The 15,189-nt window shown below is 48.2% G+C and carries 12 protein-coding genes; 7 read left to right on the forward strand and 5 right to left on the reverse strand.

The window, feature by feature from the left end:
* Window positions 1–5 precede the first annotated feature (5 nt).
* The 3 genes from J2X05_RS13805 to J2X05_RS13815 all read left to right on the forward strand — a co-directional run bounded on the left by J2X05_RS13805 (window position 6) and on the right by J2X05_RS13815 (window position 4,977).
* The gene (locus J2X05_RS13805) at window positions 6–1,625 is read left to right on the forward strand and encodes a protein adenylyltransferase SelO (RefSeq protein ID WP_310073399.1); all 1,620 of its coding nucleotides are present in this window, start codon (window positions 6–8) and stop codon (window positions 1,623–1,625) included.
* Between the two features lie 81 nt (window positions 1,626–1,706).
* Window positions 1,707–2,516 carry a co-chaperone DjlA gene (djlA, locus tag J2X05_RS13810; RefSeq protein WP_310073401.1) on the forward strand — a complete coding sequence of 270 codons (810 nt, stop codon included), beginning with the start codon at window positions 1,707–1,709 and terminating at the stop codon, window positions 2,514–2,516.
* Window positions 2,517–3,183: 667 nt separating this feature from the next.
* The gene (locus tag J2X05_RS13815) at window positions 3,184–4,977 is read left to right on the forward strand and encodes a glycosyl hydrolase family 18 protein (RefSeq protein WP_310073403.1); all 1,794 of its coding nucleotides are present in this window, start codon (window positions 3,184–3,186) and stop codon (window positions 4,975–4,977) included.
* Between the two features lie 189 nt (window positions 4,978–5,166).
* Here J2X05_RS13815 and J2X05_RS13820 read toward each other — a convergent pair whose 3' ends face one another.
* Window positions 5,167–5,991 (reverse strand): universal stress protein, encoded by an 825-nt coding sequence (locus tag J2X05_RS13820; protein WP_310073405.1) that lies wholly within the window; start codon window positions 5,989–5,991, stop codon window positions 5,167–5,169.
* A gap of 177 nt (window positions 5,992–6,168) precedes the next feature.
* On the opposite strand from J2X05_RS13820, the gene J2X05_RS13825 reads away from it, so the two are divergent.
* A complete protein-coding gene (locus J2X05_RS13825; RefSeq protein WP_310073406.1) occupies window positions 6,169–6,642 on the forward strand; it encodes a MaoC/PaaZ C-terminal domain-containing protein in 474 nt (157 codons plus the stop codon).
* A gap of 71 nt (window positions 6,643–6,713) precedes the next feature.
* Here the strand turns inward: J2X05_RS13825 and J2X05_RS13830 are convergent, their stop codons facing one another.
* Genes J2X05_RS13830 through pyrC form a run of 4 tightly spaced genes read right to left on the reverse strand, consistent with a single transcriptional unit; the run spans window position 6,714 to window position 10,825 of the window.
* Window positions 6,714–8,708: a S9 family peptidase gene (locus tag J2X05_RS13830; RefSeq protein ID WP_310073407.1), complete on the reverse strand. Its 1,995-nt coding sequence runs from the start codon at window positions 8,706–8,708 to the stop codon at window positions 6,714–6,716.
* Window positions 8,709–8,727: 19 nt separating this feature from the next.
* A complete protein-coding gene (locus J2X05_RS13835) occupies window positions 8,728–9,078 on the reverse strand; it encodes an MmcQ/YjbR family DNA-binding protein (protein ID WP_310073409.1) in 351 nt (116 codons plus the stop codon).
* A 28-nt stretch (window positions 9,079–9,106) separates the two neighbouring features.
* Window positions 9,107–9,778, reverse strand: a complete 672-nt coding sequence (gene rnt / locus J2X05_RS13840) for a ribonuclease T (protein WP_374725278.1) — start codon at window positions 9,776–9,778, stop codon at window positions 9,107–9,109.
* 9 nt (window positions 9,779–9,787) lie between these two features.
* Window positions 9,788–10,825 carry a dihydroorotase gene (gene pyrC / locus J2X05_RS13845; protein ID WP_310073412.1) on the reverse strand — a complete coding sequence of 346 codons (1,038 nt, stop codon included), beginning with the start codon at window positions 10,823–10,825 and terminating at the stop codon, window positions 9,788–9,790.
* A 183-nt stretch (window positions 10,826–11,008) separates the two neighbouring features.
* On the opposite strand from pyrC, the gene J2X05_RS13850 reads away from it, so the two are divergent.
* The 3 genes from J2X05_RS13850 to J2X05_RS13860 all read left to right on the forward strand — a co-directional run bounded on the left by J2X05_RS13850 (window position 11,009) and on the right by J2X05_RS13860 (window position 15,092).
* Complete coding sequence (locus J2X05_RS13850; RefSeq protein ID WP_310073414.1) at window positions 11,009–12,058, forward strand: OmpA family protein; 1,050 nt, start codon at window positions 11,009–11,011, stop codon at window positions 12,056–12,058.
* 185 nt (window positions 12,059–12,243) lie between these two features.
* Window positions 12,244–13,650: a Do family serine endopeptidase gene (locus J2X05_RS13855; RefSeq protein WP_310073415.1), complete on the forward strand. Its 1,407-nt coding sequence runs from the start codon at window positions 12,244–12,246 to the stop codon at window positions 13,648–13,650.
* Between the two features lie 392 nt (window positions 13,651–14,042).
* Window positions 14,043–15,092: a glycoside hydrolase family 11 protein gene (locus J2X05_RS13860; RefSeq protein WP_310073418.1), complete on the forward strand. Its 1,050-nt coding sequence runs from the start codon at window positions 14,043–14,045 to the stop codon at window positions 15,090–15,092.
* Window positions 15,093–15,189: the final 97 nt, after the last annotated feature.

The following is a 15,189-nucleotide window of genomic DNA, read 5'->3' on the forward strand; positions in this document are numbered from 1 at the left end:
TAGCCATGATCACACAGCTCAACCAACTCCAATTTGATAATCGCCTCGTACGCGAATTGCCTGCTGACCCTGAAATGGAAAATTATCGTCGGCAGGTTACCGGGGCGATTTATTCGCGCGTAAGTCCTACGGCTGTAAAAAATCCTCAACTGGTTGCCGGTGCAAAAGAAGTGGCCGCGCTCTTGGATTTGCCTGAATTGATTTTCACCCAACCAGAATTTGCACAGATATTTGGCGGCAACCAATTGCTTGCCGGAATGGAACCGCATGCCTGCTGTTATGGTGGTCATCAATTTGGCAATTGGGCGGGGCAATTAGGTGATGGTCGAGCAATTAATCTCGGTGAAGTGCGCAATCAAAAAAGTGAACATTGGACGCTGCAATTAAAAGGTGCGGGGCCGACCCCTTATTCACGTACGGCCGATGGCCTTGCCGTTTTGCGTTCATCGGTGCGCGAGTTTTTATGCAGTGAAGCCATGTTTCATTTGGGGGTTCCTACAACACGTGCGCTAAGCCTGATCACTACTGGCGAATGGGTGCGGCGCGATATGTTTTACGATGGCAATCCACAATTGGAACCCGGTGCGGTGGTATGCCGTGTTGCCCCGAATTTTACCCGCTTTGGTAATTTTGAAATTTTTTCCGCACGCGGTGAAATTGATTTGCTAAAACAACTCGCCGATTTCACTATCCGCACTGACTTCTCCCATTTGTTGGTAAATGCAACGGTGGAAATGACTGTTGATACTTATCTGCAATGGTTCAATGAAATCTGCATCAGCACCGCGCAATTAATGGCGCACTGGATGCGCGTGGGTTTTGTGCATGGTGTTATGAATACTGACAATATGTCTATTCTCGGGTTAACTATTGACTATGGTCCCTACGGTTGGTTGGAAGGTTATGAACCGGATTGGACCCCCAATACCACCGATGCCCAAGGTCGCCGTTATAGATACATCAATCAACCGCGTATCGCGCTCTGGAATCTGGCGCAATTGGGTAACGCGCTTTATCCGCTTATTAATGCAGTTGAACCATTACAGCAAGCGCTGGAAAATTACCGCGCTGAATATGAGCGCTGTGCGCAGCGCGATATGACCAATAAATTGGGTTTAAGCCAATTTAACGCAGTGCAAGATCAGCCACTCACAGAGAATTTATTACACGCATTACAATCCGCTGAAATCGATATGACGATTTTTTATCGTCTGCTTGCGCGCGTATCACTCGATGACATTCATCAATACACAGATCAGCAGTGGGTTGATATTGTGCGGCCAGCCTATTACCAAGCCCCGGATGCCAATGCAGAAAATATCATGGCTAATTGGTTGCGCAGCTATGCACAGCGCTTGCGACAGGATTATGTCGTCAATGGCAATGATGATCTGCAGCGTCGTCAGCGAATGAATGCAGTCAATCCCAAATATGTGTTGCGCAATTATTTGGCGCAACAGGCGATTGATAAAGCGGTTGAGGGTGATAATTCTGAAGTTGAAAAGTTGTTACAAATACTGCGCAACCCTTATGATGAACAACCGGAGTATGAAGCTTATTTTGCCAGGCGCCCCGAGTGGGCGCGACGCAAAGCGGGTTGTTCAATGTTGTCATGTAGTTCGTAAGATAAATTGATGTTTGGCTCGGCATTCCATTTATTGGTGTGCGGAAGATGTCCGCATTTATTGAAAAATTAAGAGAAAATTATGATTGGGAAGCTGCTGGGTTTTATTGCAGGGTTAGTTGTAGGTGGTCCTTTTGGTGCGATTGTTGGTGCACTCTTGGGGCACTTTTTGATTGATCGTAAAAGACGCTATGCACCCAAAATGTCGAATGAACAACTGCATGCAGTGCAGGCTAATTTTTTTACCACCGTTTTTTTACTGCTCGGACATTTGGCCAAAGCAGACGGACGCGTGAGTGAGACCGAGATTCAACTCACCGAATCCTTGATGAGTAAAATGGGTTTAACCCCCGAGCATCGCCGCGAAGCTATTCGGTTATTCAAGTTGGGTGCGGCAGATGATTTTAACCTCGATGCAGTAATGGGTGAGTTTAAACAACACTGCGGAGCGAGCCCCAATTTGATCAATATGCTGTTGGTCAATCTCGTCAATTTGGCGATGGCCGACGGTGTACTGGATGAAGAAGAGGCGCAGGTATTGCGTCAGGTTGCCGAGCGCCTCGGATTTTCCCGCTTCGCTTTTGAACAATTGCTGCGCATGCTCAATGCGCAAAATGCGTTTAGACAAGAGCAGGCGAACTCCCGGGGTTCTTATCAGCGCAGTGCACAACAGGCGCCTCGCGCAGATGAATTGGCCTTGGCATATGAAGCCCTGGGGGTAGAAAAAACGGTGACCGATGCAGAGCTCAAAAAAGCTTATCGAAAATTAATGAGCGAATATCACCCCGATAAACTAATCGGGCAGGGCATGCCGGAGGATATGATCAAAGCCGCCACTGAGCGCTCCCAAGAAATACAGGCGGCTTACGACCTGATAAAAAAATCCCGTTAATCAATTCCTTTGCCGCGGGCAATTTTGTCCGCTGCGCATTAATCCCGCGATGATTCTTATAGCTGTTTTTACGTTACAGCACTGCCAACTGCCCGTAGTCACTACAAATTTTCATAAGCAGCACTCTGCGTTTTGGGCTTTATCCTGACTTCAATATTTCGTTGCCAGCCAATAAATGTGACGCTAAAAACATTTTTCTGATAATTCGTTGACAACGTTGTCGCATTGGGTGTAATTTCAGCCTGTCTTTTGAGTTTACACATTTTTACAACAATAAAAGCAGTGTGCTAAGCCAAGGAGCGACAGTGAAGACTGATTTCCCTCGCTGGAAATTATTGTAGTTTTCATGGACTTTTCTCGATCGGGACATTGATTCCACCTTGTTCATACAAGGGTGCGTGCGTTTATTTTCCAACTTCAATTTACGAATTTTTATTGGGTGATAACTCAGGGCCTTCTGTTGCCTAAAGGTTTCTATTACCCGAAAAAATATGGATGCGTGTCTGGCAAGGAGCTTGTCTGATGGAAAAAAATAACAAATGGAGCGAGGGGTGTTATGGGCCGCAAGGCTTTGTAAACGAGTCTGGGAGACTCTCAGGCACGCGCAGATTTTTTGCGGCGATCATGAGAGCGATGAAGAACAAAAAAATATTCCGAGGAAAATTCGATGAAATCCTTCAAAGTATTAAAACTGTTATCAACTGTCGGCCTGCTGTCGGCGGCAGGCTTATTGGCATCACAAGCGCAGGCCTATAACTGCACCGGTGTTGCCAATTACAAGCAGGGTACCTATGCGACGGGTGCCTTGGTACAAAATGCCGGTAATGCTTATTCCTGTACGGTCGGCGGCTGGTGTACTGTCGGTGGCCCTTATGAGCCGGGTGTGGGTTGGGCATGGACTAATGCGTGGTCAAGCCTGGGTGCGTGCACATCTACTAATTCTTCAACTGCATCCAGCGTTGCCTCGGTGGCAAGTTCAGTAAAAAGTTCGGTGCAAAGCTCTGCGGTTCAAAGTTCAGTTGTTGCCTCAGTAGCGGGCTGCAATGGTGTTGCCGCTTGGGCCAGTGCAGCAATTTATACCGGTGGAATTAAAGCGAGCCGCAATGGTTCACTGTACGAAGCAAGATGGTGGACCCAGGGGCAAGATCCTGTTACCAATTCTGGTTCCGATGGTGTGTGGATTAACAAGGGTGCTTGCGGTACGTCTTCGGTATCTTCAGTAGCAAATTCTGTCGCCAGCTCGGTCGTCACTTCAAGCAAAAGCTCTGTCGCTAGTTCGGTACCAAGCTCTATCGCCAGCTCAGTTGCCAGTTCAATCGCATCGAGCAAAAGCTCCAGCTCGGTAGCATCCGTTGGCGGTAAACGCGTGGTTGGTTATTTCGCGCAGTGGGGCACTTATGCCCGTAATTATCATGTGAAAAATATTGCGACCAGTGGTTCAGCAGCGCAGCTTACGCATATCCTCTACGCGTTCGGTAATGTGCAAAGTGGCCAGTGTGTGATTGGTGATGCCTACGCCGACTACGAGCGCGCCTATGATGCCAACCTAAGTGTTGATGGTGTTGCCGATACCTGGGATCAACCATTGCGCGGTAGCTTCAACCAATTGCGCAAATTGAAAAAGGCCTATCCGAATATCAAAGTTATCTGGTCATTCGGTGGTTGGACCTGGTCAGGTGGTTTCGGTCAAGCTGCTGCTAACCCGACTGCGTTTGCCAATTCTTGCTATAACCTGGTAGAAGATCCTCGTTGGGCAGATGTGTTCGACGGTATCGATATCGATTGGGAATATCCAAACGATTGCGGCCTGACTTGTGATACCAGCGGTTTCTCGGCTTACAAAAATATGATCCAGGCGTTGCGTGCCCGCTTCGGTGCCAGTGCGTTGGTGACCTCGGCGATTGGTGCTGCCCCGTCCAAAATCAATGCGGCTGATTATGCAGGCGCCGCCCAATATCTGGACTTCATCATGCCAATGACCTACGACTACTTTGGTGCATTTGCGGCTAAAGGGCCCACTGCTCCGCATTCAGCACTCTACGGTTACTCTGGTATTCCAACTGCAGAATTTTATTCCGATGCGGCAGTACAGTTGCTGAAAGCGAAAGGCATTCCCGCTAACAAAATTTTGTTAGGTGTTGGTTTCTACGGTCGTGGTTGGTCTGGTGTAACCCAGGCAGCTCCCGGTGGCGCCGCGACTGGTGCAGCAACTGGTAGTTATGAAGCGGGTATTGAAGACTATAAAGTGTTGAAAAATACTTGCCCTGCAACAGGCACTGTTGGTGGAACCGCTTACGCATTCTGCGGTGGCAACTGGTGGAGCTACGACACGCCGCAAACCATGGTTGGTAAAATGGATTATGTGCACCAACAAAGCTTGGGTGGTACTTTCTTCTGGGAGTTAAGTGGAGATACCAACAGCGGTGAGCTGATCAAAGTGATTGGCGATTCGATGCGTTAATTTCCACAGCACTCATCTTCAGTATGCTAAAGAAATCCGGCGAGTTTTTCTCGCCGGTTTTTTTGTACTATTTATTGTTGCACTATTTATTGACGCACGCTCTATCAGTTCATTAGATTCTCGTCGTGTAAAAAAACAAAACCCCGGTTATTGTTGATAACCAAGGTTTTGTCTTACGCGAATAAAAAATTATTCGTGATGATTGATAACCATCACGTCGGTATCGACAGCAGCAATCAAACGCTCAGCGGTGTTGCCGCGGCGGGTTTTAGTCATACCGTTTTGGCCAAGTGTACCCATGATAATCAAATCGGCATTAATCTTTTCCGCCAATGCTGAAACAACATCAGAGGTGTAGCCATTGTCGACATGGATTTTATCGTTAGGCAAACCGGTTTCGTTTACCAAGCGGCCGCGATCCGGATAGCTCATGGAGTCGAGATAGCCGTTGATTACGTGCAAATCCGCACCGTAGGTTTCAGCATAAAATTTTGCGCGCTCAATAATTTTTTTATTGAGTTCAACCTGTACATCGCGTTGTGCCTGAAAGTTTACGGCGGCAATAATAACTTTACGCTGTGCTTTTGCATTGGGACGAATCAACACTACCGGGCAGTAAGCACCTTTCAACAATTCCCATTTGGATTCGCTGAAGCTGAAACGGCTGGTATTGGTTTTTGCATGCACGGGCAAATAAATTAAATCCGCATCAAAACGTTTGGCCGATTCCATAATCGATTTTTGCCACTCGCTCGACCAGGATACTTCCAGCGTGTATTCAATACCGGCATTGGCCAGCGGGCTTTTGATATTTTGTTCAAACCAGGTGAGGTCGCGGAACAGATTATCGTTAACGGAGCGGGTATCTACTGCATCGCTATCAACCGCAACAAAAGCGTGAACCTTGGGTTTTGGGCCCTGGATCAAGGAAGAAACGATAATGGCGCGTTCAAGGGCAATGTGATGGGTATCATTGGGGTCGACAACAACGAACAGCTTCTGTGACTTGGACATATTGGCTCCTACTGGTTCCCTAAAAAGTTAGGTTGTTATTTTCTGGTTGGGGCTAGCATAGCAACCCCTTTGGGGTTTTTACAGCGCGAAAGCCCCCAGCCGCTTAGGATAGCGATGAAATAAAGTTGATATGGATTAAACTGTACGCCATTTTTACAGTTCACCCAGGATAAGGCTATGAATTTGCTTGAAAATTACCCAATCAATGAACTTGTTGTCGGCCAGCGCGCAAATTACAGCAAGACTCTCACGGAGCAGGACATCATCCTGTTTGCCGCCTGTTCCGGCGATGTAAATCCGGTGCATCTCGATAAAGAATACGCGGCAACTACCGCTTTCGGCGAACCTATCGGCCATGGCATGTGGACGGGAGCACTGGTGTCGGCGGCGATTGCCACCTGCTTACCGGGGCCTGGTTCTGTTTATCGCAGCCAAAGCCTCAATTTTAAACACCCGGTAAAAATTGGCGATACCGTTACCGTCACCTTGATTGTTAGTGAAATTAAAGACCGTATAAAGCTGGTGACACTTGAATGCGAAGCGCACAACCAGGATGGCAAATTAATTGCGAAAGGTATTGCTGAGGTGATTGCACCTGCCGAAAAACAACGCCTGGCTGCAGGTGTACTGCCAATCATTGTTATTGATTAAATCGTGTTACTTTAGCTTGCTTGTAGCCCCCACTCCTCCGTACTTCATGCGGTAAAGCGGGGGGGGGGGGGTTATTGAGCTGATTTTTTATTGGCTTTGAATAACTCCACTGCTTTTTCAGCAAAATAAGTGTTGCTGCTTACCAAATCCCATCCATGTCCTTCTGACTGGATAATTCTAACGGGAATATTCAGCTTTTTCTTCTCAACTAATTTTTTAAAGTCTTCAGCTTGTTCCTTCGGAATTATACTGTCTTGGTCACCGTGAAATACCAGCAGGGGAATTTTAATATCATCGACGCGTTGATAAGGCGAAATAGACTCTACAAATTTTTTGCCTTGCTGTTTAACACCGATCAAATCCTGCCAGAATTCATAAGCAAACCAGTGTTCTTCTTTTTTGTAATGTTTTAGCTGTTTATTTAAATCCAGCGGTGCTGCAGCCGAAACTGCGGCACTGTATAAATCAGGGTATTTAATTGCACTCATGATTGCGGCATAACCACCGTAACTAAAGCCCAGTATATAAACCTGTGAAGGATCAACTTTATTTTCGTTGATAAGTGCTCGAACACCATCTGCGATATCCGCGAGCATTAGATCTGCTATTTGTTGTTTTCCTGCAATCAGATGCTGTACGCCATAGCCGGTAGAACCTCTAAAATTAGGTTCCAATACTGCAAAACCGCGCGTAGAAAAGTATTGCATATGGCCATCATACCCATAGTGGCTACGTGCAAATGGGCCTCCATGCGGCATTACTATCAATGGCCACTTTTTAGTGCTGCTTGTGGCTGGAGGTGTCAGGTACGACGTAATAGCTGTTCCATCCTGCGTTTTGTATTTATAGATTGAAGTATCCTTCATGTGGTCGGGACTTAACACATTGGAATAGTCTGTTTGTACTATCGCCTTGTTTTTAGCGGCGTCGAAAACAATCACTTTACCTTTGGTCTTGGAGTCACTACTGACGACTAATAATTTGTCTGCATTTTCGTTCCAGTCATAAATTATGTTGATTTGCCCAGGGTATTTTTTATCCAGTGTTTGCTGGTACTTTTTGAACCGTTCATCTAGCCACACTGTTTTATGCTTGTCAGCATTGTAGCTAAAACCTACTAATTTTCTATTTTTGTAGTCATAGTGAAGTGATACTCTTTCGTCGGGGCTGCCTACATCGTAGACAGGATCACTGCCAATAACTTCGTGCGCATTGGTTGCATAGTTATATTTCACCAGCTGATATCTGTCTCCTGATGTTTTCTCAGAGAGATACATGGTGTCTTTTTCATAGCCTATCTCGTGAACTACAACAGAGCGGTTCAAATAGGATTTAGCATCGTAATTTAATTGGTAGCGTTGATTGGCGATATCGAGGCTCGCCAATTCCAGATCATCTTTGTCATTGACCAAACGATAAAATGAATGCTGTTCCTTTTTAATTTTTTCAATCAGGATAACTTTTCCGTCGCGATCAGTGTAAAGACCGTCAGCTTTTAGTTCTTCAGCATCATACAGGTCGGTTTTTTCGCCGGTATAAATGTTGATTTTATGCACATTGGCATGGCCATCGCTGTTATAGGAGAGAAACAATACATCTTCTTCATTGCCTCTGGGACGTTTTAATAGTGACCAATAGCGTAGGTTGTCCACAAAGGAAATGTAGCCTTTTACTTTATCTGCATCATAAATGTTGCTGAGTAAGACGCGCAGGTCTGCCCCGTCCTGGTTGACAGAGTAGATAACACCGCTCAAACCAAAAACTAGTCTGCTATTGCTGATCCAGGTTAAATGTTCCGGTGAGTTTTTACTAACAGCGAACTCGTGTACTTCTACAAACTTATCCAGATCAGTGATCACTATATTGTAGGTTTGCGTGTACTTTCGAATAAACGCCAGTTGTTTTCCGTCGGGAGATATACGGTAACTAAATTCGGTATTTTCTTTGAAAAAATTTTCGGCGGGGATTTGTGCTGGATCTGTTATTCCTTCTAATCCATACGCCGATGTGATGATGTTGGCATAACCAAACAGTAGGAAAAGAAACAGATATTTCAACCTTGTCATAATTGCTCCTGATGAGTCTTTATTTTAAAAGAAGTTGCGCCGCTGATTTGCCCAGTTTTTTTACGATCAACGCATAAGAATTATCAATCATCCGTTTCACTTCGCTATCGGGAATTGAACCGTTGATAATCACTGTGTTCCAGTGTTTTTTGTTCATGTGATAGCCGGGTAGCACGGCATCAAAGACCATGCGCAGTTGCTCTGCTTCGGCGGGATCGCATTTCAGGTTGATGCGCACTTCATTATTTTCCATACCGATCAGGGCAAATATTTTGTCGCGCACTTTATAGACGGCAACCTCGGGGCCGAAGGGGAAAGCTTCGACGGCCTCGGGTTTGTTGAGCAGATATTTTTTTACATCAAACACCATGTGTTTACCGCTCCCGGGAAACCATCATTTATTCGGTTTCTTCGTCACCGTACTCGTCGTCGGCTATCCAACCGCCCAATTCTTTCCAGCGATTCACAATCACGCAAAACAATTCCGCTGTTTTTTCCGCATCGTATGCGGCTGAATGGGCGGCACTGTTGCTGAATTCGATTCCTGCAACCTGACAGGTTTTGGCGAGAACGGTTTGGCCAAATGCGAGGCCGGCGAGGGTAGCAGTATCGAAGACCGAGAAGGGATGAAACGGGCTGCGTTTGATATTGCAGCGCTCAATCACGGCGTTGACGAAATTCAAATCGAAATGGGCGTTGTGGCCGACGATCACGGCGCGGGTGCAGCCGTTTTCTTTTACGGCGCGACGCACCGCGCTGAGCAAATCGGTCATTACCATCAATTCCGGTTCGGCCATACGCTCGGGGCAGTCGAGATCGATACCGGTAAAATCCAGTGCGGCTTGTTCGATGTTGGCGCCTTCAAAAGGCTCGACATGAAACGAAAAAGTTTCGTGGCGATGTAAATAGCCATCTTGGTCCATGCGGATGGTGACGGCAGCGATTTCTAATAAGGCGTCGGTTTGTGCGTTAAAGCCGCCGGTTTCCACATCGACAATCACGGGCAAAAAGCCGCGAAAGCGTTGCGCCATAGGTGAATCAGGATCGCGGTTATTTTCAGGTGGATTCACTTGTTCGCCTTAAGCAGTCTGTAACTGCCAACGTAAAATTTCACCGGCGCGCAGCGGCACCAGCGGTTGGTCGCCCAAGCTCAAAGTGTCAGGCACTTGCCAGTCTTGTTTGATCAGGGTGATGGTGTCGGTATTGCGTGGCAGACCATAAAAATCAGCGCCGAAATGGCTGGCGAAGGCTTCGAGTTTATCGAGCGCACCGGCATCTTCAAAGGCTTCGGCATAGAGTTCAATCGCTGCATAGGCAGTGTAACTACCGGCGCAACCGCAGGCGGCTTCTTTTTTGTCTTTGGCGTGGGGTGCAGAATCGGTACCCACAAAGAATTTCGGGCTACCGCTGGTAGCTGCTTTGATCAGCGCTTGCTGATGCGTGCCGCGCTTCAAGATCGGCAGGCAGTAGTAGTGCGGGCGAATCCCTCCAGCGAGCATATGGTTGCGGTTGTAGAGCAGGTGATGCGCGGTAATAGTGGCCGCAACATTGCTGGGCGCCTCGGCAACAAACTGGGCAGCATCGGCGGTGGTGATATGTTCCAGTACCATGTTCAAGGCGGGGAAATCTTTCACCACCTGGCTGAAAGTGCGGTCGAGGAAGACTTTTTCGCGGTCAAAAATATCAATCGCACTGTCGGTTACTTCGCCATGCAACAAGAAGTGCATACCGGCGTTTTGCATAGCTGCCAGCACCGGATAGATTTTTTTCAGGTCGGTTACGCCCGAGGCGGAGTTAGTGGTCGCACCGGCGGGATAAAGTTTGCAGGCGGTGACACCGTTGGCTTTGGCGATAGCGATCTCGGCTGGGTCGGTATTGTCGGTGAGGTAAAGCACCATTAGTGGCTCAAATTGGCTGCCCTTAGGGCGTGCGTCCAAAATGCGCTCTTTGTAAGCGAGCGCTTGCTCGGTATTCATTACCGGCGGCACCAGGTTGGGCATGACAATCGCGCGGGCAAACTGTTGTGCGGCATCACCCACTGTGCGGGTGAGAGCGGCACCATCGCGGAGGTGGATATGCCAATCGTCGGGGCGGGTAAGGGTTAGCTGCTGGGTCATGGGGCAGGTTATTCCGTAAAAATAGACAGGCGTAACGGTTGAAAGTCGCCGCATGCTATCAAAATTGCCCCTTATCCGCAGCCTTAATTCGTGGTGGCTCCAGATGATATTCGTCGCAGACTGCATTCCCCGGTTGGCTGGCTATACTGCAAAGACTCTCTCGTGCCATAACCGGATCGATTCATGTTGTTGTCTGCCTCGCCTGCTTTAAAACCTGTGCTGATTAAGTTCCCGCTTGTGCTAGCGCTGCTTGGAGGTGCCCAGTGGTTGCAGGCACAGGTTTACAGCGCCAGTTTCTCTGACTCCCAATGGTCGGCGCATTCGGGACCGTTTGCCTGTAGTCTCAACCATAAAATTCCCGGGTTTGGCAGTGCGCGTTTTACTCGTAATGCAAATGCTGCCGAATTCTTGGAGCTGCTCCATACCAGTCAGGCATTTCCCGGAGGGGCTGTGCGTATTGAAACCATGCCACCCACGTGGCGCAGTGATATTAGCCCCTTGGTTCTTGGGCAGGCACAGAGCGTTGGTGGTGAGCCTTTGAAAATAACGGCAAATATTGCAGCGATAAAAGGCGCGCTGGAGCAGGGAACCAATGTGGTGGCCAGTAGCACGCAAATCAGTTCGGATGGCACCAGCTTGCGGGTAGCCCTGGCGGCACGGAATTTCGGCCCTGCTTCTGGTCAGTACCGCCAATGTATTGAGGGATTGATCCCTTACACTTTCGACCAGTTGTCGCGCACTGTTATCAATTACGCCAGCAATGCCGATGATCTCAACGCTGCTGCAAAAAGCCAGTTGGATAAGATAGTCCGCTATACCAAAGCCGATCCCCGCGTGCTGGGGATTCTTATCGATGCCCACAGTGACAAACTGGCTACACCAGAGGCAGGGGAGGTAGTAACGCAGCGTCAGGCGGAGCTGGTTGCGAGCTATCTGATCGACAAAGGAGTAGATGCCGGGACCATCACAATCCGCTGGCATGGCGATAAATTTCCTATTGCCAATAATATGAACAAGGCTGGGCAGGCAAAAAACCGCCGGGTAACGGTGCGGCTGGAAAATGCGTCCACCCGTCAGGAGATGGACAAGAAAATTGCCGCTATTAAATTAGCAGAGCAAAAAGCGGCGGAAAAAACGGTAGGCCAATCCTCTGCCAGTAATTCCTCACTACCTTCCACGCTTGAGCAGTTGGAGCAGATGGTGGAGCAGCAGGATCTCACCAGTGGCAGATAACCAGATGCGCTGTTGATTGCCCCCAGCCTTTCTTTCGTCCCTTGCAATTTTTAACCACAATTCCCAAATCATTCTTAACTCGGTATTTGTGCCGGGTTCGGAATTTTTTTATATCGTGTCAGTCTGAAATTGCGAATCCAGATTACTTATGATCTGTTCGTTATCGTTTAATTCAGGAGTCATCCATGCATAAATTGATTGCCAGTTGGGCGAGTCTGGTCGCAGTAGTGACTATCAGCGTGTTGCCCTTCTCTAGTCGTGCGGCGGAGTTGCCGGACTTCACCCAACTGATTGAACAGCATGCTCCGGCTGTGGTGAAAATTACAGCGGTATCCAAAGGCGAAATCGCGCAAGCCCCGCAGCAATTGCCGCCCAATATGGAGGGGTTACCCGATATTTTTCGCGAGTTGTTGGAGCGCCGCCAGATGCCGCGCGATCGGGGTTCACTCGGTTCAGGTTTTATTATTTCCAGTGATGGCTATGTGCTGACCAATGACCATGTGGTAACCAATATGGACACCATTACGGTGATCCTCAATGACCAGCGCGAATTTACAGCGACGCTGATTGGCAGCGATGAACGCTCTGATCTGGCGTTGCTGAAAGTGGATGCCAAAGGCTTGCCGACCCTGAGTTTGGCGAAAGATGAAACACTCAAAGTTGGTCAGTGGGTGGTTGCTATAGGCTCGCCCTTCGGGCTGGATTACTCCGCGAGTGCAGGTATTGTCAGTGCCATTGGTCGCAGCATTCCTTCGGCACATAGTGAAAGTAATTATGTGCCATTCATCCAGACGGACGTTGCCATCAACCCCGGCAATTCCGGTGGGCCTTTATTCAATATGAACGGCGAGGTGGTAGGTATTAACTCACAGATCTACTCGCCTAGCGGTGGTTCTGTCGGCCTTTCGTTTGCAATCCCGTCATCATTAGCTGTCGATGTGGTCGCCCAATTAAAAGAAAAAGGTCGTGTAGATCGTGGTTGGCTCGGGGTGATGATTCAGGATGTGGATAAGGATTTGGCCAGTTCGCTCGGTATGGATAAGCCCATGGGCGCTTTGATCAATGAAGTCGATAGCGAGGGACCAGCTGCGAAATCGGGTTTGAAGGCGGGCGATTTAATTATCAAATTCAATGGCAATGCGGTACATAATTCCAGTGATTTGCCCTCTCTCGTGGGGCGTACTGCGCCTAAATCCAAGGTGCCGGTGGTCATTATGCGCAAAGGTAAAGAGCAGACAATTAATGTCACCGTGGGTATATTGCCGGTATCGCCTGCAGAAGCAGCGGTGCGTCCAGCTTCGGTTCCCTTGCAAAACTCGGCAGATGTACTTGGGTTGGTTGTCAGCCCTCTGGAGCAAAGCCAGCGTGGTGGTGCTGAGGCGGGTGTAGTCGTGCGCGATGTCAAACCCGGTAGCCCGGCGGCTGAAGCAGGTTTGCAGGTGGGTGATGTGATTACCCAACTGGCTTTCAGTGAGATTAAATCTACTGACGATTACGCCAGGATAATCAAGACGCTTCCTAAAAATGAACCCAAGGCAATCCGGTTCTATCGCCAAAACCGCCCAGTCTTCAGGTCAGTGATAGTCAAATAATGGTTAGTTGCTTCAACCTTATTTTTTCAGCGGGTTGATCAATACCTCTGCAATAGTTATCCCTGACAGCTCCGTTTTACGAACTGTCAGGGTGTTTCTAAAATACCATCGTATGGGAACAAAAATACGGTAGGTGTTACTTTCCAGGTAACCTATTTTCTCATTGATTATGTTTATATAGTTTATTTGACTATATGCTTATGGTTTTATTGACAATAAATAGTCTCGACGGTATACATGTATACATCGAGCACCGGGTGGTTTTAACAATAACAGCAAGCCTGTTTGGTTCTCGATATACACCTGTCCGCAACAGACAGGATCAACCTTGCAACAGTCCTCATCCTCTATGGGTGGTATTGGTTGAGAGGCTCAAAAACGAGAGACTAATAATGAAAATCACTGGCAAAAAAATCCTGACTTCACTCATCGGTGCTGCAGCCTTGTGTGTAACTGCAGTAAGTGCGCAAACCTTGAGTTCAAATTCTACCGGTACCAACAACGGTTTTTACTATACCTTTTGGAAAGATTCTGGCAGCGCCTCTATGACCTTACAGGCTGGCGGACGCTACACCTCGCAGTGGACCAGCAACACTAATAACTGGGTCGGTGGTAAAGGGTGGAATCCGGGTACCAGTTCGCGCGTGGTCAGCTACTCCGGTAATTACGGTGTCAGCAACTCACAAAACTCCTATCTGGCATTTTATGGGTGGACCAGAAATCCGCTGATCGAGTATTACATCATTGAAAGCTACGGTTCATACAATCCGGCTTCCTGCTCGGGCGGTACTGACTACGGCAGTTTCACCAGCGATGGTGCTACCTACAATGTGCGTCGCTGTCTGCGCACCCAACAACCTTCTATTGATGGCACGCAAACCTTCTACCAATACTTCAGCGTGAGAAATCCGAAGAAAGGTTTTGGTAACATCTCCGGCACTATCACCTTTGCTAACCACGCCAACTTCTGGGCGAGCAAGGGTTTGAATCTGGGTAACCACGACTATCAAGTGTTGGCGACAGAAGGTTATCAAAGCACCGGCAGTTCTGATATCACCGTAAGTGCCGGTACCAGCGGTGGCAGCTCCAGCTCGGCACCGTCTGGTAGCAAGACGATTGTTGTGCGCGCCCGCGGTGCGGCCGGTGGTGAAAGCATCAGCTTGAAGGTGAACAACACTGTGGTGCAAACCTGGACCTTGTCTACCACTATGACCAATTACACAGCGACGACCAGCCTGTCGGGCGGTTCGCTGGTGGAATACACCAACGATTCCGGTAGCCGCGATGTGCAAGTGGATTACATCAGTGTGAACGGCAGCGTTCGTCAATCGGAAGCGCAAAGCTACAACACCGGGGTTTACCAAAACGGTGCTTGTGGTGGTGGCAATGGCCTGAGCGAGTGGATGCACTGCAACGGCGCCATCGGTTACGGTAATCTGTAAGCCTTAGTGCGATTGAACTGCAATGTGAAACAAAGGGGCAGATTATCTGCCCCTTTGTTCATCAAATTAATTACTCTAACAATAACAATAAAACCAA

Source organism: Cellvibrio fibrivorans, from assembly GCF_031457055.1.
In the GTDB taxonomy this organism is placed as follows: Bacteria; Pseudomonadota; Gammaproteobacteria; order Pseudomonadales; family Cellvibrionaceae; genus Cellvibrio; species Cellvibrio fibrivorans.

What these genes read in the sequence shown, in the direction of transcription:
- J2X05_RS13850 (WP_310073414.1), top strand. Translation starts at nt 11,009, where the DNA reads ATGTTGTTGTCTGCCTCGCCTGCTTTAAAACCTGTGCTGATTAAGTTC.
- J2X05_RS13860 (WP_310073418.1), top strand. Translation starts at nt 14,043, where the DNA reads ATGAAAATCACTGGCAAAAAAATCCTGACTTCACTCATCGGTGCTGCA.
- pyrC (WP_310073412.1), bottom strand. Translation starts at nt 10,825, where the DNA reads ATGACCCAGCAGCTAACCCTTACCCGCCCCGACGATTGGCATATCCAC.
- J2X05_RS13815 (WP_310073403.1), top strand. Translation starts at nt 3,184, where the DNA reads ATGAAATCCTTCAAAGTATTAAAACTGTTATCAACTGTCGGCCTGCTG.
- J2X05_RS13830 (WP_310073407.1), bottom strand. Translation starts at nt 8,708, where the DNA reads ATGACAAGGTTGAAATATCTGTTTCTTTTCCTACTGTTTGGTTATGCC.
- J2X05_RS13825 (WP_310073406.1), top strand. Translation starts at nt 6,169, where the DNA reads ATGAATTTGCTTGAAAATTACCCAATCAATGAACTTGTTGTCGGCCAG.
- J2X05_RS13820 (WP_310073405.1), bottom strand. Translation starts at nt 5,991, where the DNA reads ATGTCCAAGTCACAGAAGCTGTTCGTTGTTGTCGACCCCAATGATACC.
- J2X05_RS13835 (WP_310073409.1), bottom strand. Translation starts at nt 9,078, where the DNA reads ATGGTGTTTGATGTAAAAAAATATCTGCTCAACAAACCCGAGGCCGTC.
- djlA (WP_310073401.1), top strand. Translation starts at nt 1,707, where the DNA reads ATGATTGGGAAGCTGCTGGGTTTTATTGCAGGGTTAGTTGTAGGTGGT.
- J2X05_RS13855 (WP_310073415.1), top strand. Translation starts at nt 12,244, where the DNA reads ATGCATAAATTGATTGCCAGTTGGGCGAGTCTGGTCGCAGTAGTGACT.
- J2X05_RS13805 (WP_310073399.1), top strand. Translation starts at nt 6, where the DNA reads ATGATCACACAGCTCAACCAACTCCAATTTGATAATCGCCTCGTACGC.